This window comes from Flavobacterium reichenbachii, from assembly GCF_002217435.1.
Taxonomy (GTDB): Bacteria; Bacteroidota; Bacteroidia; order Flavobacteriales; family Flavobacteriaceae; genus Flavobacterium; species Flavobacterium reichenbachii.
In genome coordinates, this window is record NZ_MUHF01000005.1 from 167,681 (window position 1) to 190,151 (window position 22,471).

The following is a 22,471-nucleotide window of genomic DNA, read 5'->3' on the forward strand; positions in this document are numbered from 1 at the left end:
TTTTATCTGCCCCCAAAGTGATAATAAATACGGTTAAATGCATAAACTGCTCCTTCTATAATTGCATCTCCACAATTATTAGTCTGTTCATATTCAGAAAGTGTATTTAGAAATGATTTCCAATAACTTCCTGTTCTGTCTCCATAACCGCTAAAATACGATACACCTTGATTACCGGAAAGTTTTGGATTTAGTGCAACATTTTTTAAAATAAATCTGCCTCCAAGACTCGAACCTTCAATAACATATAATATTCCAAGTGCAAATGGAACAGACATTTCCGGAGCATTAAAAACGCTTGTAGAAACCGTTTTATTGCAATCAAGAAATAAAAGATCTTCTTCTATAAGATGTTTCTTTTTTCTGTCCTTCAAATCATCTACAATATTAGATAATAAAGGAAAAACAACCTCTTCGGCACTATTGTGAACATCATGCATTAAACTAATATAATTACAGTAATTTTCTATGTTCATATCTGGTGACAAAATAGAAGCAGAAACTGGAAGTCCTTCTAATTTTTTATGAGATTCGGCTGTGTGAGTTTTTAAATCGTTAAGGAAATTGGAGGATATTAAAGAAGAAGAAGTATTCGAGCTCATTAGGTAAAATTTCGTTATTTAGAAGAGTCTTTCAACAGCTTCCAGAAATACAAATTTAAAAAAAAATATATTAAACTCTTATTTTAAAGTACACCATTGTTTCAAAGGATAAAATTAAATCACAATTCAATTGAAATAACATCAAAAGCAGTTAAAAGGAATGAGCCTTTTATCGTGATGTGCTGAGATTTATTACTAAGAATGGCATCACTAAAAGCTTTTGTACTCTAAAATACAAAAATCAAAATAATTAAGTGTGTCATTTACACCAATAAACAGGACGCCAAAATGGGATAAATACACATAATCCTGCCTTAATATTGGCATCTTTTTTTTAACTTAGCCCAGCAAATCTTAAATAAGTAAGAGTTGTAAAACAATACTGTCAATTAATGATTAATCGCATTAAAAACAGTAAAACTTCTTATTTCAGTAATAAACAACAACACACTAATAATTTAGTTAATAAAAAAACTATGAGCAAATTTGATTTTGGAATAGTAGGACTCGGTGTAATGGGCCGTAACTTACTTTTAAATATCGCCAGCCATAACTTTGCGGCTGCAGGTTTAGACTTAGACACCGAAAAAGTCAACTCTCTTCAACAAGAAGCCGATTCTAATCATATTATTGAAGCTACAACAGATGTAAAACATTTTGTAGAACTTATTCAGAAACCAAGAGCTATTATGCTGCTGGTTCCTGCAGGAAAACCTGTAGACAGCGCAATTGCCAGCTTACTACCGCATTTAGATCAGGGAGATATTATCATCGATGGAGGAAATACTTACTTCACCGATACAGACAGAAGGTTTTTGGAATTGTCTGAAAAGGGAATTCATTTTTTTGGAATGGGAATTTCGGGCGGCGAAAAAGGAGCAAGATTTGGTCCTGCAATGATGCCTGGAGGAGACCAAAAAGCATACGAAAGACTTCGACCAATTTTTGAAGCTATTGCAGCAAAAGTAGATGGTGAACCTTGTGTAGAATATCTAGGAAACGGATCTGCAGGTAATTATGTAAAAATGGTTCATAACGGAATCGAATACGGAATTATGCAGTTGATTTCTGAAATTTATGATCTTATGAAAAGAGGTTATAATTTGGATGAAAATACTATTCAGAAAACTTTTGAAGAATGGAACAAAACCGATGAACTTAAATCTTATTTGATCGAAATTACCGGAAGCATCCTGAAACAAAAAGACGAAGACGGAAGCTTGTTAATCAATAAAATCTCTGATTGGGCAAGATCTAAAGGAACAGGAAAATGGACTTCGCAAAATGCAATGGATTTGCAGGTTCCCGTACCAACTATCGACGCTGCGGTTAACATGCGCGATATGTCTAAAACCAAACCGGAAAGAATTGAAGCTGCTAAAAAATTAGTCTGGAAAGATGCCGAAACTTCCGTAAACACAAGCGAAGCAATTGCTTCTCTAAAATCAGCATTATATTTTTCTATTGTTGTGACTTATGCACAAGGATTAGCACAGCTTCATACAGCTTCTAAAGAATACAATTACGGATTAAATTTAGAAACTGTTGCCAAAATATGGCGCGGGGGCTGTATTATTCGTGCTGCTATATTAGAAGATTTTAGAAAAGCATACGGCACAAAATCAGATTTGCCAAATCTTCTTTTAGATGGCGGAATCGCTTCAGAATTATCAGAGAATCAAGCAGGAATGAGAAGCGTTGTTCAGTTTGCAGTTCAAAAAGGAATACCTGTTGCAGGACTTATGAATTCATTAGCTTATTTTGATGCTTACAGATCAGAAAATCTTCCAACAAATCTAATTCAGGCGCAGCGTGATTATTTTGGCGCGCATACCTACGAACGTATTGATACAGAAGGTGTTTTCCATACACAATGGTCTGAATAAGAATTTTAAGCAACACAACTACACACAATGACTAAAAATAAAAATATAAATCCAACAATTATCGTAATTTTTGGAGGAACCGGAGATCTGGCAAAGAGAAAGCTCTTTCCCGCATTTCAAAATCTGTACTTAGACGGCCGTATGTCGGAGAAGTTTCAGATTATTGCTCTTGGAAGAGCAGAAAAAAGCGATGAAGATTTTCGCAGTTATGTGGCAGAAAATCTAAATATCTTTTCAAGAAAAAAAGAGATTTCTGATCCAGAAACACAAAAATTTCTTTCTCACATATCGTATCACAGCTTAGATATTGACAAAGAAGAATCGTATCAGGGATTAAACGAAAAGATAAACAGTTTTGACGAAGCTTTTGGAGAACGCGCCAATCGTCTTTTTTACCTTTCGATCACGCCTTCTTTTATTTCAACAATTTCAAGTAATATAAAAAAGATAGGCCTTGCGGCGAATGCTAATCAGGATCGTATTATTATTGAAAAACCTTTTGGTTACGATAAAGCTTCTGCAATTGAATTGAATGAAATGCTTTCGCAGACTTTCAAGGAAGAACAGATTTACAGAATCGATCATTATTTAGGTAAAGAAACAGTTCAAAACATTCTTGCTTTCCGTTTTGGAAATTCGATGTTTGAACCTTTGTGGAGCCGTAATTTTATTGATTTTGTTCAAATAACTGTCGCAGAAGAAGTGGGCGTTGAAGAACGAGGCGGTTTTTATGAAGGCGTTGGAGCATTAAAAGATATGATTCAGAATCATTTGTTTCAAATTTTATGTATGACGGCTATGGAAGCGCCTGCTTCCTTAGCAGCAGACGACATTAGAAATCGTAAAGCCGATGTTTTAAAATCGATTCGCCGTATCAAACCAGATGAAGTTGATCATTACATTGTAAGAGGTCAATATGGTCCAGGTGAAATAAAAGGAACTCCGGTTCCTGGATATCGTCAGGATAAAGGAATTGCACCAGATTCTAATACGGAAACGTATGTCGCAATGAAAATTTACCTGGACAACTGGAGATGGCAGGGAATTCCGTTTTACTTGCGCTCTGGAAAAAGAATGGAAGAAAAACAATCTTCTATTATTATTCAGTTTAAGCCAGTACCGCATTCTTCATTTTCTTATGGAAAAGGAGGAATGACTCCAAACCGACTGATTATCAACATTCAGCCGTCTATGGATATCAAATTGCAGTTCATGACCAAGAAACCTGGTTTGTCAATGTCACTAAGACCAGCTGAAATGGTATTTGATTATTTTGAATGCTCCACTATGTCGCCAGAAGCTTATGAAACTTTATTAGCAGATGCTTTGGCAGGAGATCCTACGCTATTTATGCGCTGGGATCAGGTAGAAGAGGCTTGGGACGCAATTGATACCATTCAGCAAGTATGGAAAACTACAGCTCCAGCCAATTTTCCAAATTACAAAGCGGGAAGCTGGGGGCCTGAAGAAGCAGACGAATTACTGGCACGCCAAGGACATAAATGGATCCCGAATACACAAACAAAACAAGAAGTTTTAGATGATACAGATTTACAATAATACCCAAGAAATAAATACTACGGCTGCAGATCTTTTTGTAGAAAACGCACAAAACGCAATTGCAAAAAGGGGCAAGTTTACTGTTGTACTTACGGGAGGTTCTTCTCCAGCCGGAATTTATAAACTACTAGCTTCTGATGCTTACAAAGATAAAATTGATTGGAGTAAAGTATATGTTTTTTGGGGCGATGAACGATGGGTACCGCTGAGTGACGATCTTAGCAACGCAAAAATGTCGTATAGCACATTACTAAGCCACGTGGCCATTCCAAGCGAAAATATTTTTCAAATGTATAAGGACGGCGTTACTCCTGAAGAATATGCAATCACTTACGAACAAACCATCAGAAAAATATTAGGCGAAGAAGGCAAATTTGACCTAATCTTATTAGGAATGGGAGATGACGGTCACACAGCTTCTCTTTTTCCCGGTGAAGCGGTTTTAGAAGAACAAAACAAATGGGTTGATGCTTATTATTTAGCGCCTCAAAAAATGCACCGTATTACGCTTACAGCGCCGCTAATTAACAAAGCCGAAAAAATTATTGTAGTCGCTTTTGGAGAGAAAAAAACTCATGCATTAAAGGAGGTAACAACCGGAGCTTACAATCCGACTACTTACCCGATGCAGTTGATTAAACCCGTTTCGGGAGAATTATTATTCCTTGTAGATAAAAGTGCTGCAGGAACAGTTTAGAAAGTTCGTTAACAATTTCATACAAAAACCTATGCCAAACGCATAGGTTTTTTCATTTAAAAAAAAAAATACACCTGACATAAAATATTTTATATGCCAGATGTACGCACAAATCAACTTAACGAATTAAGTTTTTATTTTACTAAATAAGTAACGGTATCAGCTTCACATAACCTGAAATAGCCCATTGCATAATTGTTTGCATCATTGACATTTACGACATTACCTCTTATATTTCCCGGAGGAACAGAAAAAGGGCTTCCGCCATAGACTTCTAAAATAAGATTCATATAATTATAGAAGTTTTTAGAAATGCCGCGGTGTGTAATTACCACAGTATTACCTGGTTTCATATCTTCGTCTGAGAAACGTGTACTAATTTCATTTCCATTAAATAAATCATCATCTGTCATTTCATATTCGGGAAACAACAGAAATTCACTTTTATAATCGGTGAGGTAATAATTAAGCTGCTCTGCCGGATCTTTATAATAAAATGTAAGTTCGATGATATCTTCTCCGCCAAAATCCGGAATAATTTTTTGCTCTACTTTATCAATTGGCGTTACAGAAGTTAGTTTTTCAGAAGCTTTAAAACTCTGTCCTTCTGCCTGCACATACAATGTATACTCCATATCAATCACCGGAACAAAATCTGTACATACATATATACCAGGTGCTGTTTCATTAAAAGTAAAAACACCACCAGTAGTATTTTCAACTCTCACCTGTGCTCCTGATACTTTTGGCGTAACATTATCATAATAAGGAGCTGTTTTACTTATTTTTATTGTCTGCTCATTACCAGAAGTTCCTTTTTTCCAGATAATTTCAGCATCAACTACTATCTTGGTTTCTCCAGTTTCTAAATCAAGATTAACCACATCTTCACAAGACGAAAAAAGAACTATAAAAAGAATCCCTAATAAAGCCAGTGCTTTACTTTTAAAATTATATGTTTTTAACTTTTGCATATTCATTAAAATTTAAAATTATAAGAAACCCCGGGAACTATTCCAAAAATGGATAATCTTCTGGTTTCATTTACTCCTGTGTCATCATTGGTTGCAAACGTCATCGAAGCAGCATTTTTTCTATTGTAAATATTATAAAGACTAAATACCCAATAGCTCTGCCATCCTTTCTTTTTATCTGGTTTAGGCGTATAAGTTGCCGCAAGATCTAAATGGTGATACAATGGGAGTCTGTTTTCGTTTCGAAGTGAAAAATTGGGTATGTTGATACCGCCAAACTCATAATAACTGTTTGCATACGTTACAGGCTGGCCTGACTGCAGTGAGAAATTAGCATTAAAGGACCATTTTGGACTGTACAAATAACTTCCTACAATGTTTAGGTTGTGCAGTTTATCATATCCTGAAAGATACCAATTACCATTGGCAATACCTGGTTCTTCTGCTGTTCTTCCCGGCGTTTTTTGCTCTGCTCTTGACAAAGTATAAGCAACCCAGCCTGTAAAATTTCCAGTGTTTTTTCTAAATAATAATTCCATACCATAAGATCGGGCTTTACCGCTTAAGATCACCTGCTCGATATCATTATTGGCTAATATAGATGCACCGTCTATATAGTCAATTCGGTTTTGAATTTTCTTGTAAAACAACTCTCCTTCAAAAGAATAATCCTTATCTCTAAAGTTTTTAAAAAACCCTACTGCATATTGATCCAATAACTGCGGTTTTGCAAATGGCCCGCTTGGTGTCCAGATATTCATGGGCAGCGGAGACTGTGTATTAGAAAGCATGTGAATGTATTGTGCCATTCTGTTGTAACTTGCTTTTACAGAAGTGTTTTCATTAAAGGCAAAGGATAGTGCGGCGCGAGGTTCCAGATTATCAAATTTACTTATGGTTTTGCCGCTTCCGTAAGATATGCTTCCGGTTGGAGTGCCTTCCTCATAAATATTATATAACGGATTGTATACTACTGCTTTTCCTTCTTCATAAGTATTCACATTTTCATTTCCTAAACGTAAAAACATACTGTAACGAAGCCCGTAACGCAGGTTTAATTTCTCTGTAATCTGATGTTCAAAATCAAGATAAACAGAAGATTCAAAAGCATATTTTTTATCCAGCTGCTTATAGTTAAACTGCGAATCTGAACTTGTTGGCTGTACTGTACCCGGATTAAAATTATAATACTGTCCGTCAATACCATAATTCAGTTTAAACTTTTCTGTTAAGGAATGATTCCAATTGTACTTCAATCCGTAAGTTTTGATCGTATTATCCCATTCAAAGTTTTCTGTCGGTATATTCAGATTAAAATTATAATCACTGTAATAAGCAGATAAATTGGAGTTGATGCGATCTGAAAAAGTATGTTTCCAGCTTAAAATTGCCATTTTATTTCCGAATGTGCTTCCAAAACGGTCGCTTATATCAAATACATCATTACCAAAATATCCTGAAAAAGCAATAGTATTATTGGCACCAAGACGGTAATTTAACTTTGCGTTTAGATCGTAAAATAGAGCCGAATTATTATTGTCGGCCAGTTTTAAAAACAAATGCGCATAAGAAGTACGTCCTGCAATAATAAAGGAACCTTTGTCTTTCTGAATAGGTCCCTGCACCATTAATCGGCTTGATATTAAACCGATACCTCCATTTACTTTGTAATTTTCAAAATCACCTGTCTGCTGGTTTACGTCTAAAACAGAAGAAACACGACCTCCAAATTTAGAAGGAATTCCTCCTTTATAAAGATCTAAACTGTTCACCACATCAGCATTAAAAATAGAGAAAAAACCAAACATGTGAGAGTCTCCATAAACCGGAGCACCATCTAAAAGAATTAAATTCTGATCTGCAGCACCGCCGCGAACGTTAAATCCTGATGAAGCTTCTCCCGCATTGGTAACTCCCGGCAAAGTCAGAATTGACTTTAGAGGATCGGGCTCGCCCATCGCTGCGGGAATTCTTTTAATTTCCTCCATTGTCAGTTTATTGACACTCATTTGGGTATTCTTCACATCGACCGCTTTTGTGCCCGTTACGATTACCTGATCCAATTGCTGGCTGTCGTCTTCGATATTGAAATTAACGGTTACATCATCTGTAACCGTAATTTGTCTTTCTCTGTTTTTAAACCCCACATAACTGATCACAACGGTATACGTTCCGCGGTCTACTTCCATCGAAAACAGTCCGTTATTATCTGTAGTTACACCAGTTTCAATTTCTTTTATGTAAACATTGGCGCCAATAACAGCTTGATTATTGTTGTCTAAAACTTTACCATTCAGCTTATTTTTTTTTTTGGATGTTTTTGCTGTTTTCTGTTTTACGAAAATATTGTTTCCGACTATCGAAAACTGAATCAACGAATTCTTATTAAATTCATTGATAAGCTTTTTAATTTCGATATTACTGTAAGTATTTTTTTGAGTAAAATATTTCTGATTGGTATCAATCTGATCAGTAAAAGCAAATTTAAAGTCCGTCTGACTCTCAATTTGTTTAAATAATTCTTTTAAAGTTACCGTTTTATCTACAGTGACACTTACGCTCTGGGAGAACATAGACAAACTGAATAAAAAAAAGCACGCTGAAATTATATGCTTCATGAAATTTTGTATTTTTGAATATTAATAAATTGGATAATTTTATATTATCCTGAATATGAGGAGGATGTTTAGTTTCGCGGCTAGTGCATCCTTTTCTTTTCTATTGAAAAGTAATCTGTTTTACTTTTTCATTTATTTCAAAGTTTAGGTTATACATTTCTGACATTAGTTGGACAATCGTTTTTAAATCTTCTTTTTTGTTAATTCGAACTGTAATTCGAATGTTATTATATTCCTCGGGAATTATCATTTTATAACCGTAATTCGTCTGAATATAAGCGCTCACTGCAGTTAGTTTTTCATTCTCAAAATCTGTAAATCGATTAAATTCGTCTACCGCAGCAATCTCTTTTCCGTATGTAAATTTCTGGCCGGGTTCCAGTATCCATTTCTTTTCCTGACCCTTCACATTCATCTGAACACTTCCTTCGTAAAGTTCTACCACTACTTTGTCTTTATCAGATTCACTCACAGTAAAAGAAGTGCCTAATACCGTAGTCGTAGTTTCATTACAAAAAACCTGAAAAGGATGCTTTTTATCTTTTTTTACTTTAAAATAAGCCTCTCCTTCTATTTCGATTTTTCTGCTAACAGTAAAATTATCACCATAGACAATTTTAGATTTTGGATTTAATTCTACTCTTGAACTATCTGGCAGCATTATGGTTTTTACTTCGAGAGTTTTATTTTCAACAACATTCGACGCCAGATTTATACTATTCTGTAATGGACTTTGAGTAAAATAAAAAGCAGTGCCAATAAGTCCAAAAAACACAACCGCTGCAGCTGCATAATAATACCAAGGCTTATTTTTTTGTGTTTTTGAAACAAAAGCTTTTGCCTGGAAATTTTCCCAGGAATCTTCTTTTACGCTGTCCGAATGAGATGCTGGAACTTCATCCCAGATCCTTTTTAATTCTTCTTCTAATTTTTTTTCATCCATGTTTTGGAGCGTTAAAGTTTTTGACAGTAAAATCCCTGTTTATTAAAAACACCATACACCATATCTTTAATATCTCTATTGGTTTCAATTCTCAGAATATGATCCCGGTCTTCTAAGTCAAAATTCATTATACAATCAGAAATAATAAACTGCAGAAGAACTACAATTTTACTTGCTTCTTCCTTAGTTGTAACATCCGTTTTATAAGCCTCAATATTCATTTTTACGTTCTCGTTTTTATATATAACAATCGAGAACGCAAAAGTTCCTAATGACTTTCGATTTTTTTTCTAATAAATTTACTGGCGAGATAAATATGATTGGCAATTGTTTTTTCAGAAAGATCTGTAATTGCTGCAATCTCCTTATAGCTAAGGTTTTCCAGTTTATGTAAAGTAAATATTTTTTGCTGCTGTTCGGGAAGCTGATTAATGAAACTATATAATTTTTCTCTTCTTTCTTCAAAAATTATTGTTTCTGGATCTTCCTGTTCACTTTCAGCTTCTAAAGAATCAAGCTGAATAATCTTATTTTCTCTATTAATGTGGTTAAGCATAATGTTTTTGCAGATCGTAAACAGCTGTTTATCCAGCAAAACATCTTCATGAAGTAATTCTCTTTTATTATAAAGTCTCAAAAAACTTTCCTGAACAAAGTCTTCAGGCGTAAGAACTGTAAAATTAAATCTCTTGGCAATATTTATCAGCTTATCATAGTAATTCAGGTAAACCTCCTTAAAAGAAGCTTTATCACCATTTTTTAAACTTAATATAAGCTTTTTATTGTCCATATTATTATTACAATCACTACTCTTAACTCCATCATAAAAATAATATTGTATTTTAAGACTGGGCGTCTTAAGATTATCTTAATTTAATGAGTCATTTTGCAGTGCAAAGAACAGAAATTTTATTCTATAATTAATTTAGTATGCAGATTAATCTTAAAAAAGTCTGCAGTTTTAATTGTTTAATGAACATCAACTCCGTCAAAATAAATCTCTGTAATCGCAGTGTCATTAAATTTGTCGCCTTTGTAAACAGCCGCAATTTCAAACTTCAAAACTAAATCTGTTCCGTTTTTATTGTGTCCAAACGTTCCCAGTTCAAAACTTTGGTCGGTTTTACTGTCTTCGAGATTTAAGATTCCAAATGGTTTTCCGTTGATACTTAATTTTATTTTTTTTACTCTGTTATTATTTTTCCATGCCGCATCAGATTTCATATATCCATTAGAAATAATAATCCTGGTAATCCGCGGACTGTTATTTTTAAAAGAATATTCTACATATTCTCCAATTCCTTCGTCTGATTTACCCTCTACCCAAGCGGTCTGATAGTCTAGATCATTTGCATTTTTTGCCTGATAATCTATTCCTTTTTCAGCATTTAAAGAAGATGATGCTTTGATTTTATAATTGCCTCCGGCACAATACCAGCTGCAGCCGCCGCCAATAATATCCCACATACTTTCTACAACTTCACCATACTTTTCAAGCAGGACATTCAATTCTTTTTGCTCTGCTGCGGTAAGATTTTTTTTTGCTAAAAGTTCATTTTGCCTTTTTATTTCATTATCAATCTTAGCAGTCAAATTTACTTTGTTAATCCGGGAAGGAAAATAGTTTTTTAATTCATTTTGTGCAAAAATCGAACTCGCTGTAAGGATAAAAAAAGCGGTTAGCATTAAGTTTTTCATAGTGGTATTTCGAAATTACTTCCAATTATTATTCTCTATTAAGGAACGAAAATAACAATATTTTTCTTTAATAAGTAAGATTTTCAATTTGTTCTTTTCTAAAATTCCAATCCAGAAAATAGCAATATAAAAAAAAGCCTGATTTATAAAAAATCAGACTTTTATATTCAGCTGATTCACAGCTTAAAGAATATTATTTTTTAATAAAGGATTTATTTACAGTCTTGTTTCCAGTTTGAATGCGCAATAAATAAACACCAGGTTTCAGGTTGCTGCAATTATAAGAAAGATCAATTCTGCCAATCTCATAGATTTGGTTGGTAATTACATCCAATCTTCTTCCGTTGGTATCGTACAGCGAAACATTTACTTTTTCCAGATCAGTCTGCATAAACGAAACAGTCAGATTACCGCCGGTTGGATTTGGAAAAATATTTAAACTAACATCAGCCGCCGGATCCAGATTTACAGTGTTGTTACTAAGTGTAATCGTACAAGTTGGTGTGACACTAAAGGCCATTTGTGCAGCAGAAAAGTTAGTAAAAGCGGTATTAATATCAACATTAGAAACATCACCTGCACCTTTGCCGTCACATTCTGTTCTGCCATTTCTCCAATACGGAAACTGCAAATAAACTCCTGTTGTAGAACAGCTTCCTATTTCTGCATCACCTCCTACTACCACTGCACCGCCAAAATTTCCGGCAAACAGCATAGCATTTCCTTTTATATTGGCTGTACTGGTTACAGAACCGCCTTCCATCCAGGCATTTCCTTCTACAACAGCGCTGCTGGATAAAGTTGCATTGTACACACATGCATTGTCTCTCACAATAGCATTTCCGCTTATGTTTCCGCCGTCTACCATTGCATATCCGTCGATACGGGCATTTCCAGAAAGAGTACCGCCTCTCACAATTGCATAAGGCCCAACATATACAGAAGATGCTACACTAGCATTATTAGAAATCCATCCGCCGCCGTTTGAATGAATGCGTCCGTTTGTTTTAAGAAATTTTCTAAAATCAGCTGCGGGTTGAAATCCTTCCGGATTAGCATTGGCAATTTTTAATTCATAAGGATACCTTCTTTGTTTAGGATATCCTTCGTCCATATTATAATTGACATGCACTTTTGGAGCAGAAAATACCACCAAAAACATATTGGCTTCTGTTGCAGTATTTAAAGTAAAAGATACTTCTCCGTCTGCATTGTACATTGGGCTGTATCGAGAAATTGTACCGTCTGTTTTGGTGGTTACAAAACCATATCGCCATCCGGCCTGCGTTGGGTTTACTTCTGTATGTCCTTTAAATTTAACGGTAACTTTTTTTTCTGTTCCGGTACAAGTTGGATATAACGGAATTATATTCATTCCGTAATCTTGCGGCGCCCAGTCATTGTTGGTGTAAAACTGATCTGTTGTTCCTGTAACTTTTGTCAAAAGTGTAAACTGCCTGCTGGTATATCGAGGCATGTAACTTTGTATGGATTTGTAAACTTCTCTGATTTTTTTACCAAAATTACTTGTCGTATTTATTTGAGAATTCCATTGAATCGGATAATCAAATGCGGGCTGTCTCTGCGCATAACCCCACAAATAATCGTTGAGTTGTTCCTGAGTAAATCCTTTTAATCTTTTGATCGTTTCAAGCGGATGTTCCTGATTTTTTGATTCTGCCCACATTCTTCTGGTAAAATCAAAACCGTCTTTTTCCTGTACATAATAAAGTAAATGAAAATTAGTGTAATGATGTCGGTTAGAAGACCACATAAAATTTCTGGTTTGAATCCATCGGGTCAAAGTTCCGTCTATCTCTGCCCATTGCGGATACGTCTGCGCACGCATAAAATTGGCATGACCCTCAAAAAACGGTCCGGCCCAATCATAACCTGCAAATGCAGTACCATTTCCTGGATTTTCCTGAATTCGCATCATCATCTGCAAGGTATGAGCAAACTCATGAGACAATGCGCCTCCATCCCGCGTTGCTTCCGGATGCACAAACATTGCTCCAATCGTATTGCTAAAAGAACTCGCATGCGCAAATGCCTGCAAACGCTCATCTGTAGAGTTCCAGGTATTCATCATCATGATAATGATTTTGTACTTTCCGACATTTGTTGTAGCTGCATTGCTTACAAATTTTAAATCTATAACATAACGTTTAAAGCTTTTTTCTAACGTATCTGCTACTGCCTTGGGAACAAAACGAAGCGAAGCATCTGAATAAGCTGCCGGATTTGTACCAACTTTATCGCCCCAATAGAGGACAAAATTTTCAGATTGATACATTCTCGAAGTCGATACATTATTATAAAACTCATTGTTAGAATTACTCCATTCTGTAGGTGTGAACAGGGTTTTCTGAGCCGCAGCAAAGTAACTGCAGAGTAAAAGAAGAACTTGCAAAAAAAGTGTTTTCATATAAATAATTAATTTGGGGGGTTAATTTAATATTGAAAAATAATAGTGTCAATTCTACACTAATTTTTTTACGAATATATGTATTAATTATTATATAAATATTAAAAAATATCGACGAAATGTTTAATAAATCCGACAAAATACACTTTTTGGCTTTATACGCTATTAGAAGCTATTATTCCCTTTTTGAATAATCTACTGACTAAAACGAAAAAACTCTCAACAATGTTGAGAGCCTGATAATTTGAGCCGATACGTTTAGAAAATTATTTTTTTTCTAATACTTTCTCGAATGCCTTTCTGGAACTTCCTCTAAAGAAGACTTCGCCGCAATATTTATATCCATTTTTTTCGAACAAAGCCAGCATTGGAGCGTTATCAAAATTAGTATCTGCTTTTAAACTGTAGATATTATTGTCGAGAGCAAAATTTTCAATAGATTGTAACATTACTTTAGAAAATCCCTTTCCCAGATATTTTTCTGAAACAGCAACTCTATGATACACAATAAAGTCATCATTAGTAAGCCATTCGCCTTTAATTTCTGCATATGCGGGCTCATTATTGATCATAATCGAGCAATACCCGATAATATCTTTTTGGTTTAATAAAACAAAACCATAACCGTTTTCAATATCTTTTTGAACTACTTCCGGATTAGGATAACCATCCTGCCATTGACTGCTTCCTTCTTCTTTTCGTTTTTTAATCGCATACTGCAAAATTTCCCAAATCGCATCAATTTGGTCCATTTCTGCCTTTTCAAATTTATAATCTATCTGCATTTTTTTAATTCTTTTTAAGCATTCTTCAAAGATAACTCTTATTCTTAATCAGGACAAAATTCCTATTATTTAAAGTTTAAGAATATACTAAAAGTGTTATATTTTTTAAAAAATTCAAGGCAAAACGCGTTATTATTAGTAACTTAAATTTTCAAACAATCATAAATGATGAAAAAATTACGAATTTCACTAATTAATATACACGGCCTTTTGAAAGGTTCCGGTCTCGAAATAGGCCGCGATGCAGATAACGGCGGGCAAACTAAATACGTTTACGAACTTGCAGAATTTTTATCGCAGCACAAAGATGTAGAACACGTTCATTTATTTACAAGACTCATTGATGATCCGGCACTTTCTCCCGAATATGCAGTTCCTGTAGAGATTATTAACGAAAAACTTGACATTAGAAGAATTCCATTTCTGGGAAAAAAATACAAAGCAAAAGAAGAACTTTGGGAAGGCCTGGATACTTTTGTAAATGGCGTCATGCAGCACATCAAACAGCACAATATATATCCGGACTGGATTCATTCTCATTATGGAGATGCCGGTTACGCTGCTGCAGAATTATCAGCTGTATTAAATATTCCCTTTGCCCATACCGGACATTCACTCGGATTTTATAAAAAGAAAAAATTACTGGAAAGCGGTGAATCTGAAGAAGATATTGAAAAGAAATTTAAATTTAAAGCAAGAATAGCTGCCGAAGAAAAAACACTCGAACTGTCTGAATTTATAGTTACTTCTACAGAACAGGAAATTGAAACCTACAAAGCTTACAAAAACTTTGAATTCGGAAAATACCACGCCATTTCACCCGGAATTGATACTCGAAAATTTGTTCCGTATTATTATCAGGAACCGGACAGCATAAAACACATGGAAGAAACACAGCGAAAATACTGGGTTTCTGAAACTGTTTCTAAGTTCTTAACCAATCCGCATAAACCTATTATTCTGGCTCTTTCGAGGCCTGACCGTCATAAAAATCTTCATACTTTAATAGACGTTTACGGTAAAGACAAAGAACTCCAGAGTATTGCTAATCTGGTCATTTTTGCAGGTATCCGCAAGGATATTATGAAAATGCCCGAATCTGAAAAAAATGTTCTGACTGATTTATTGCTGTTAATGGACAAATACGATCTGTACGGGAAAATGGCGATTCCTAAAAAACACGACGTTGAGAATGAGGTTTCTATTATTTATCGCTATGCGGCAGAAAAGCGCGGCGTTTTTGTAAATCTTGCACTTCATGAAAATTTTGGTCTTACGGTAATTGAGTCTGCAAGTTCCGGACTTCCGGTAATCGTTACCAAAAACGGCGGTCCTTCTGAAATTATTCCAGTCTGCCAAAACGGAGAATTAGTGGATCCACAGGATGAAAATCAAATTAAAAAAGCGTTAATACAAGTTTTGACTGACGAAAATAAATGGAAATATTATTCTAATAATGGTGCCACCAACATTCAGAAACACTACAGCTGGCTGAGTCATGTTGATCAATATGTTGATCTTATTAACGAAAACCTGTCGCTTTCTTCTGGCTTAGGAATCAAAAAACAGCAGTATACCAATATAAACATTGGCCGTTTGAAAAGAAAAGTCGAAAATTTATTGGTTTCGGATATCGACGGAACGCTAATTGAACCTAAACTAAACAATCCCGGACTCGAAGAATTAAAAACGCATCTTACCAACAGAACCGATAAGATGGCTTTTGCTATGGCATCTGGCAGAAATCTTGAATTGGTAAAAAAAGTTATTAATGAAGAGCAGTTTCCGCTGCCCGATTTTATTATCTGTTCTGTGGGCACAGAAATATATTATACTAACGGTACAGATTATATTTTAGACAAAGGCTGGGCAAAATTCCTTTCGGGACGCTGGAAAAGAGACGATATTGAAAATCGATTAAAATCGATTAAATGGATTAAGCTTCAGGAAGAAGAAGCTCAGAATCCTTATAAAATTTCTTATTACTATGAAAAGGAACACTACAATCATGAAGAATTAATCACAGCTCTGGGAACGGGATGGTATAAAGTAAATATTATTCCGAGTCACGGGCAGTTTCTGGATTTTATTCCGAAAAGAGCATCAAAAGGAAATGCTATTAAGTTTTTATGCCGAAAATGGTCTATTCCTCTAACAAATGTAATTGCAGCCGGAGATTCTGGAAATGACATTGATATGTTTAGAGGCCCCGTTAAAGGAATTATCGTAGGAAACCGAAGTGCAGAATTAGCATCGTACGAAACCAATAAAAGTATTTATGTTGCAAAAAGCGCCGCTTCACTTGGTATTTTAGAAGGATTAAAACATTATAAAATCATTAAATAAATAATAAAATGTATTCAAGTTCAGGATTTAGCAATTGGGAAATCGGAGATGTTGATGTATTTATAGACGAAAAAGGTGTTCATCATTTATTTCATTTAATTATTCCAAATCACGATTACATAGCACATGCAGTATCAAAAGACGGCCTTTCCTGGAAAAGGGTCAAAAATGCACTTTGGGTTGGAGAACCGGGAGAATGGGATGATGATATGTTATGGACCATGCACGTCAGCAAAAAAACAGAAGGAAAAGGGTATGAACTCTATTACACTGGTCTTAAACGTCAGGACAAAGGTATTGAGCAGAAAATAGGAAGAGCCATTTCTGATGATTTGATTCATTGGACTAAAGAAAATTTATACGGTCTGCCTTTTAAAAGTGAAGCACCACATTACGAAGGCCCGCAGAATAATCCCAGAGAATGGATTAGTTTCCGCGATCCCTTTAAATATCAATACAAAGGAGACGATTATCTGCTGATTTGCGCCAGAAGTGCTTCGGGACCGACTTACAGAAGAGGCTGTATCGCCATTGCCAAAAGAGAAAAAAGCGGTTTTGTACTGCAAAAACCACTTCATATTCCCTATGTTTATGATGATGTAGAATGTCCGTGTATTATCGAGATTAAAGGCACACATTATTTAATTGGCTCTATTAGAGAAGATATTAAAGTTCGTTATTGGTCTGCTTCTGAATTTAGAGGCGAATATTCTGCTTTTCACAATAATGTATTGCTGCCACAAGGTAATTATGCTGCAAGAGTGGTAAAAGACGGAAGTCATTTTTTGGTTTATAATTTTTATTTTGCCGACGGAAATGTAAATACGCATCGTGTAATTCCGCCGCCAAAAGAACTGGACATTGATTCCAGCGGAAGGCTGTTATTAAAGTCTTATTATATTTGGGAAAAACTATATCAGAAAACCATACTGCAAAAAGATCTGCCGCAGCCGCTGCCGGTTTTAGGAAATCCGACTGCATCTTCTACGATTGAAGATAAGTGGACTTTTGGATGCCGAAGCGGTTATGAAATTTATAGTTTTGAAAAACCTTCTATCGATTTTGTGTGGGAAGGAACATTGTCTGTTGAGGGAATGGGAAAAACGGGATTTGTAATCGAATGTGACAAAGAAGGAACCGCGTATTACATATCGATTGATTTTATGAATGGTTTTGTACAGTTTAGAGCTTGGGGATTTAACGAAAAAGATGTAAAAAACAATTTCATTTTCGAAAACATACAAACCAATCAATTTGAAATTAAAGACGAAAAACAGATTTATTTTAAGATTATCCGTTACGGAAATTACTACGAACTTTCGATTAATGATGTTGTAAAACTGACTTTGCTTGATTTTAAATATAATGAAGGAAAGGTTGGTATTTATGTTTGTTCTGCAATTATTTCTATAAGTGATTCTAAAATGCACGTTCTGCCTGAACCTGAAAATGAATACGCAACTTCTGATCCCGATAAATATCTAAAAGATTATTCGCGAATAGTACAAATGCCGCCAGACGGAAAAAATTTATAAAAAAAGAGTCCTGATTTAGAATCAGGACTTTTTATTATTTCTTTATCGGCACTAAAACAATATTGGGTTTTGGTGCAGGTTTCATACCAAATCCCATATAAAAACTAGTATGTGGCGGTTGATTGTAACCCACATTCTGCCAAGCAATACTCAATCTATACTGCGGATCGTGCATTAAAGTATACTGTCTTATTTCGGTTGGAATTGTCGTTGAATAAATTCTAAGTTCTTTATTATCTTCTGATCTAAGAATTAATTCTTCGCGCCAATCGCCAAAAATATCTGCAGAAAGTGCCGGAGTCGATTTTGTGCCGTTATTAGAAACTGCTCCAGCTGCAGTAAACAATCTTCCTTTATTATATTTATCGATGTAATTAGAATTGAGTAATTCCCGAGAAGAATCTCCATCCCAATAAATTAAAAAATTGGCTGCCGTCGGTGCGTCGCCCAGTTTATTTCCTTTCATATCAAATAAATATTTAGAACCAGACCACCAGCATTGCGCTCCAATTCTTGTTGGATCAATATTATCTGCCACCCCTCTGCCTACATCTTCATTTGGAGAAGCGGTAAACAAAACTTTTCCATCGGCTGCGGCAAACAATGTAACTCCCGGACCTGTAGTTCCGTTTTCAATTTCATGAATTCCAAAAACTTCCAAACCCGGAACATCAAGATCCAAATCCGAAACATGAATTGCGTCTCCGTGTCTAAAACCCGTTGTATACAATCCTTTTCCATCATCATCGACACACATTGACCCGTATATAATTTCATCTTTTCCGTCATGATCTACATCTGCCACAGTTAGATTATGATTTCCCATTCCGGAATACGGATTCTCAGCATCTTTACTGTCAAAAACCCATCTCGAAGTCAGTTTTTTATTTTTAAAATCCCATGCTGCCAAAACAGTTCTTCCGTAATAACCACGGCACATCACAACACTCGGATGTATCCCGTCTAAGTAAGCAACACAAGCCGTAAAACGATCAATTCTGTTTCCTTTAGCATCATTGCCTCCGCTTCCTCCTCTTCCGCCCCATCCGGCTAAATCACCGCGTTCTGCAATATAATCGACAGTAGTAATCACTTTTCCGGTTCTTCCGTCAAAAACAGAAAGATACTCCGGTCCTTTTAAGATTTTTCCATAAACAGGAGAATTTGGATCTCGTTCTACCCAGTCTTTTGATGCATCTCCAATAACTGTGTCTGCGCTGTCTGTAGTTCCGTCTGCAGTTTTACAGACAAACTCCGCAATTCCGTCGCCGTCCAGATCATAAACCATAAATTGGGAATAATGTGCGCCTTCGCGAATGTTTTTTCCTAAATTAATCTGCCACAAAAACTTCCCTTCCAAAGTATAAGCTTGAAATATAGGCGGATCTGTAATTCCTGTATGCGAATTGTCATGCGCTTTTCCAGTCATGTGTACAATCAATTCGTATTTTCCGTCACCGTTTAGATCGCCTGCCGAAAGGTCATTCGGAATATATCCTTCAACTGCTTTTATCGGAATCGGCAGATATTCTTTATCTAAACTGTTGGCGGCAATGGTAAAACTTCCCGGCGCTTCAGTTTCTTTTCCTTTCAAAACTGTTTTTACAAACCAAGTATTTTCTTCTTGTACGTTAGCTTTTGTGTCCAAAAAATTGGTTGCTCCAACAATCGGTTTGTCATTTAATTTTACGGCTTTTTTACTTGCTGTTTTTCGATATAAATTAAAAGCGAGATCATTAGAATCTGTCCCTAAAACGCGCCATCCAATAAAGAACTGACCTTTATCTTTTATGGCAATAACGCCGCGATCTAAATTTTCCATTTGCCTTTGACTCGAAACTGTCATACTCACAAAAAACAATAAAAAGAGAATATATTTTTTCATAGAATTTATATTAAGGTTTAACCGCTAAGAACACTAAGGTTTACGCAAGGTTCACAAGGTTTTCTTTAAGTTTGTAGTCTAATAATCACGCAAAGTCGCAAAGCTTTTATTTAAATATTTTTTTCTTTGCTTCTTAGCTGCTTTGCGAGAGAAAAAAAGAAAAAAAAACTTAGTCCCTCAGCATCTTAGTATCTTAGAACCTCTAAAAAAACTTCTTAAATCCTTCACTTTGCACCTTCCAGGTTCCGTCTTTTGGGAAACCAGGATGCTCCTCTGTAGATCCGTCCCAGCCCGCGCACATCATGGCAACAGCAGTCAAAAGTCCGCCATTTCCCGGAAGATAAAGCGTTAGTCTTTCTGCCTGATAATTATGTCCGTTTTTAAGATAAGTATTCGTTTTTACATTCATAAACAAAGCATCGATGGCTTTCTCCGGCATTTGCAAACGAGCTGCAGACATGGCAGTCATCGGAAAATCCCAGCCCCAGGTTTTATCCCACGACCAAGTATCCCAAACAAGATTAAAGGTATTTTTCATGATTTTTTTATCCAGCAGAGAAGTTTCAGGCAGCATTCCGAAAGTTCCTAAAACAGAAGGATGATCTGTTTTAAACTCCAGATTTGTATAAGAATCTTTGGCACTTTCTGTTGCCAGATAAACCTGATCTGCAACCGGAAGCGGCGACAATTTAGCCAAAACGGTTTCCCATTTCTCCGGTACTTTTTGGTTTAATTTTTTCTTCCATGCAATAGCCGTTTTCAATGCCCAGTTCCAATACGCCAGTTCATACGTAGGATTAAAAGTTTCCATTGCTTTAAAACGTTCCTGTGCCGGAATTAAGCCTGGTCCCAGAACATAACGATCTGTTTTACTGTCATAATTTGCAAACGAAGCCATAAAATCTGCGGTTTCAAAAACGCGTTCGCTGTATAAATTCAACGTAGCATTATTTGGTTTTGCGCGGTACATCAATTCTGCATACGTTATAAAATGCGGCTGCTGCCAAATCAGGAAAGAGCCCACAGAAGACGGACTTTCATTTCCGTCAGCATCGACCATTTTCTGCCATCTTGCACCTTCAAAACCTTGTCTTTTGGCAATTCCTTTCGCTTTTTCAAAAACTTTCTGATACCACGGCAGACTTTTTTCTAATAATTCCGGTCTGTTCCAAAGTGCAAAATGAACGCCATGCCACCAATGCATTTCTAAATGCGGTTTTCCGTACCAGCTGTTGTAAGTTAAACCCGTTTCTTGCGGCGGTACTTTTCCTGTACATTGCAGTTTGGTAAGATATTGCGATAAAATAACTCTTCGTTCTAATTCTTTTGCACGCACATCTGAACTTCCTGAAAAATCTACTGCAGCGCCGCTTTTCCAGAATTGCTCCCAGCCTTTTATACTGCTGTTTTGAATCTCTAAAAATGAAGCATTTTTAATTGATTTTTTTTCTGCTAAAGCAAAAAGACAGCTTAATTCTAAAGTATTGTCTGAAGATTCTACAACAAAATAATGTTTTCCTGTTTCTTTAATTTTAGCATTTCCCTTCCAATTCAGATTTATATGGTACGAAATACTGTCCATAATGTGTGTCACTACTGCTTCTGTTTTTGATTTTTCTGCGAGAGTACTTTTATAATCTTGTTTACCTTCCCATTTTGTTCCCATATCGGCCCATTCTCCTGTTGGAAACGGAATTCTCAAACTGACTTTTAATCGTTTTTGCTGCAGTAAATCAGATTTAACTTTAACTCCAATCGCATCTTTTTCCTGATGAGAAGCCGTTATTACCGTGACCGGAGTTCCTTCTACTTCAAAATAACTTTCGATTTCTCCCGTCCATAAATTAAGTTTTTGATTGATCGCTTTAATATCCTGAGGTTTCGCAGGATTTCCGTTTTTTAAGGTAATTTCAAAACCCAAATTCCCCAATTGCAGCAAATGCGGATTTTGTCTGAACCAGTTTACAGCATCTACTTTTCTTTTAGGTTCCTTGATCTGAACAGTGTACGAAATATTTCTGCCATACTGCGGATAATCTCTTAAAGTCTCAGAAAATTTGTAATTCTCTGTATTTTTATAACTGTCCCATCCCCATTCTGACTGTGTTCCGAGCGGAATTCCGTTTTCATAAAATTTCGGAAAACTCTGAAGACCAGTCGCATCTACAGTAAAAGCAAAAGCGCCATTTCCTACTGTCAGCGAGGCTAAAGTATCTATAGCTGTAATTTGAACGTTATGCCTTGTTACGAGAGCCTTTCGATCGATTTTCTGTGCAAAAAGCGAAACCGAAAATAAGAATACCGTTATGAGTTGATAGTTTTTCATGTGGTTATTTTGTTTTGATAGTTTTATTTGAAGTTTAGTGTTGATTTTTAACCGCAAAGCACGCAAGTTTATTACTTAATAATAGGTTTACAAACCGTAAAGTTCGCAAAGCTCTATCGACACAAAGTTTTGCGGCCTTTGCGATTTTTAAAGTCACGCATCATATAAAAACTTGCGTGCTTTGCGGT

At 35.7% G+C, this 22,471-nt stretch carries 16 protein-coding genes; 5 read left to right on the plus strand and 11 right to left on the minus strand.

Annotation, left to right across the window (positions count from 1 at the left end):
- Window positions 1-2: 2 nt before the first annotated feature.
- On the minus strand, window positions 3-602 hold the full coding sequence (locus tag B0A68_RS06045) for a biliverdin-producing heme oxygenase (RefSeq protein WP_035689717.1): 600 nt from the start codon (window positions 600-602) through the stop codon (window positions 3-5).
- A gap of 476 nt (window positions 603-1,078) precedes the next feature.
- On the opposite strand from B0A68_RS06045, the gene gndA reads away from it, so the two are divergent.
- From gndA to pgl, 3 genes are read left to right on the plus strand one after another with little or no spacing between them, the layout of a single operon-like run.
- Complete coding sequence (gene gndA, locus B0A68_RS06050; RefSeq protein WP_035689867.1) at window positions 1,079-2,488, plus strand: NADP-dependent phosphogluconate dehydrogenase; 1,410 nt, start codon at window positions 1,079-1,081, stop codon at window positions 2,486-2,488.
- A 27-nt stretch (window positions 2,489-2,515) separates the two neighbouring features.
- Entirely contained in the window at window positions 2,516-4,048 is a 1,533-nt protein-coding gene (gene zwf, locus B0A68_RS06055) for a glucose-6-phosphate dehydrogenase (RefSeq protein WP_035689718.1), read from the plus strand.
- Complete coding sequence (gene pgl / locus B0A68_RS06060) at window positions 4,029-4,745, plus strand: 6-phosphogluconolactonase (protein WP_035689719.1); 717 nt, start codon at window positions 4,029-4,031, stop codon at window positions 4,743-4,745. The genes zwf and pgl overlap by 20 nt, the downstream gene beginning before the upstream one ends.
- A 134-nt stretch (window positions 4,746-4,879) precedes the next feature.
- Here pgl and B0A68_RS06065 read toward each other — a convergent pair whose 3' ends face one another.
- The 8 genes from B0A68_RS06065 to B0A68_RS06100 all read right to left on the minus strand — a co-directional run bounded on the left by B0A68_RS06065 (window position 4,880) and on the right by B0A68_RS06100 (window position 14,191).
- Entirely contained in the window at window positions 4,880-5,719 is an 840-nt protein-coding gene (locus tag B0A68_RS06065; RefSeq protein ID WP_035689869.1) for a DUF4249 domain-containing protein, read from the minus strand.
- A 5-nt stretch (window positions 5,720-5,724) separates the two neighbouring features.
- Window positions 5,725-8,337 carry a TonB-dependent receptor gene (locus B0A68_RS06070; protein ID WP_035689720.1) on the minus strand — a complete coding sequence of 871 codons (2,613 nt, stop codon included), beginning with the start codon at window positions 8,335-8,337 and terminating at the stop codon, window positions 5,725-5,727.
- Between the two features lie 100 nt (window positions 8,338-8,437).
- Window positions 8,438-9,280: a FecR family protein gene (locus B0A68_RS06075; protein ID WP_035689721.1), complete on the minus strand. Its 843-nt coding sequence runs from the start codon at window positions 9,278-9,280 to the stop codon at window positions 8,438-8,440.
- A gap of 11 nt (window positions 9,281-9,291) precedes the next feature.
- Complete coding sequence (locus B0A68_RS06080) at window positions 9,292-9,501, minus strand: hypothetical protein (RefSeq protein ID WP_035689722.1); 210 nt, start codon at window positions 9,499-9,501, stop codon at window positions 9,292-9,294.
- A 47-nt stretch (window positions 9,502-9,548) separates the two neighbouring features.
- Complete coding sequence (locus B0A68_RS06085) at window positions 9,549-10,070, minus strand: RNA polymerase sigma factor (protein ID WP_035689723.1); 522 nt, start codon at window positions 10,068-10,070, stop codon at window positions 9,549-9,551.
- 179 nt (window positions 10,071-10,249) lie between these two features.
- On the minus strand, window positions 10,250-10,978 hold the full coding sequence (locus B0A68_RS06090) for an NADase-type glycan-binding domain-containing protein (RefSeq protein ID WP_035689724.1): 729 nt from the start codon (window positions 10,976-10,978) through the stop codon (window positions 10,250-10,252).
- Between the two features lie 193 nt (window positions 10,979-11,171).
- Window positions 11,172-13,406 (minus strand): DUF6055 domain-containing protein, encoded by a 2,235-nt coding sequence (locus tag B0A68_RS06095; protein WP_035689725.1) that lies wholly within the window; start codon window positions 13,404-13,406, stop codon window positions 11,172-11,174.
- A gap of 266 nt (window positions 13,407-13,672) precedes the next feature.
- A complete protein-coding gene (locus B0A68_RS06100) occupies window positions 13,673-14,191 on the minus strand; it encodes a GNAT family N-acetyltransferase (RefSeq protein WP_051892941.1) in 519 nt (172 codons plus the stop codon).
- Between the two features lie 165 nt (window positions 14,192-14,356).
- On the opposite strand from B0A68_RS06100, the gene B0A68_RS06105 reads away from it, so the two are divergent.
- Complete coding sequence (locus B0A68_RS06105; protein ID WP_035689726.1) at window positions 14,357-16,537, plus strand: HAD-IIB family hydrolase; 2,181 nt, start codon at window positions 14,357-14,359, stop codon at window positions 16,535-16,537.
- A gap of 8 nt (window positions 16,538-16,545) precedes the next feature.
- Window positions 16,546-18,072: a glycoside hydrolase family protein gene (locus B0A68_RS06110; protein ID WP_035689727.1), complete on the plus strand. Its 1,527-nt coding sequence runs from the start codon at window positions 16,546-16,548 to the stop codon at window positions 18,070-18,072.
- Window positions 18,073-18,106: 34 nt separating this feature from the next.
- Here B0A68_RS06110 and B0A68_RS06115 read toward each other — a convergent pair whose 3' ends face one another.
- A complete protein-coding gene (locus B0A68_RS06115; protein WP_035689728.1) occupies window positions 18,107-19,957 on the minus strand; it encodes a rhamnogalacturonan lyase in 1,851 nt (616 codons plus the stop codon).
- Between the two features lie 202 nt (window positions 19,958-20,159).
- Window positions 20,160-22,283, minus strand: a complete 2,124-nt coding sequence (locus B0A68_RS06120; protein WP_035689872.1) for a hypothetical protein — start codon at window positions 22,281-22,283, stop codon at window positions 20,160-20,162.
- Between the last annotated feature and the right edge of the window lie 188 nt (window positions 22,284-22,471).

Coding starts and splice junctions, on each gene's coding strand:
- B0A68_RS06075 (WP_035689721.1), bottom strand. CDS start 9,280: ATGGATGAAAAAAAATTAGAAGAAGAATTAAAAAGGATCTGGGATGAA.
- B0A68_RS06085 (WP_035689723.1), bottom strand. CDS start 10,070: ATGGACAATAAAAAGCTTATATTAAGTTTAAAAAATGGTGATAAAGCT.
- B0A68_RS06115 (WP_035689728.1), bottom strand. CDS start 19,957: ATGAAAAAATATATTCTCTTTTTATTGTTTTTTGTGAGTATGACAGTT.
- B0A68_RS06110 (WP_035689727.1), top strand. CDS start 16,546: ATGTATTCAAGTTCAGGATTTAGCAATTGGGAAATCGGAGATGTTGAT.
- B0A68_RS06120 (WP_035689872.1), bottom strand. CDS start 22,283: ATGAAAAACTATCAACTCATAACGGTATTCTTATTTTCGGTTTCGCTT.
- B0A68_RS06095 (WP_035689725.1), bottom strand. CDS start 13,406: ATGAAAACACTTTTTTTGCAAGTTCTTCTTTTACTCTGCAGTTACTTT.
- gndA (WP_035689867.1), top strand. CDS start 1,079: ATGAGCAAATTTGATTTTGGAATAGTAGGACTCGGTGTAATGGGCCGT.
- B0A68_RS06090 (WP_035689724.1), bottom strand. CDS start 10,978: ATGAAAAACTTAATGCTAACCGCTTTTTTTATCCTTACAGCGAGTTCG.
- B0A68_RS06045 (WP_035689717.1), bottom strand. CDS start 602: ATGAGCTCGAATACTTCTTCTTCTTTAATATCCTCCAATTTCCTTAAC.
- B0A68_RS06080 (WP_035689722.1), bottom strand. CDS start 9,501: ATGAATATTGAGGCTTATAAAACGGATGTTACAACTAAGGAAGAAGCA.
- B0A68_RS06105 (WP_035689726.1), top strand. CDS start 14,357: ATGATGAAAAAATTACGAATTTCACTAATTAATATACACGGCCTTTTG.
- B0A68_RS06100 (WP_051892941.1), bottom strand. CDS start 14,191: ATGCAGATAGATTATAAATTTGAAAAGGCAGAAATGGACCAAATTGAT.
- B0A68_RS06070 (WP_035689720.1), bottom strand. CDS start 8,337: ATGAAGCATATAATTTCAGCGTGCTTTTTTTTATTCAGTTTGTCTATG.
- pgl (WP_035689719.1), top strand. CDS start 4,029: ATGATACAGATTTACAATAATACCCAAGAAATAAATACTACGGCTGCA.
- B0A68_RS06065 (WP_035689869.1), bottom strand. CDS start 5,719: ATGCAAAAGTTAAAAACATATAATTTTAAAAGTAAAGCACTGGCTTTA.
- zwf (WP_035689718.1), top strand. CDS start 2,516: ATGACTAAAAATAAAAATATAAATCCAACAATTATCGTAATTTTTGGA.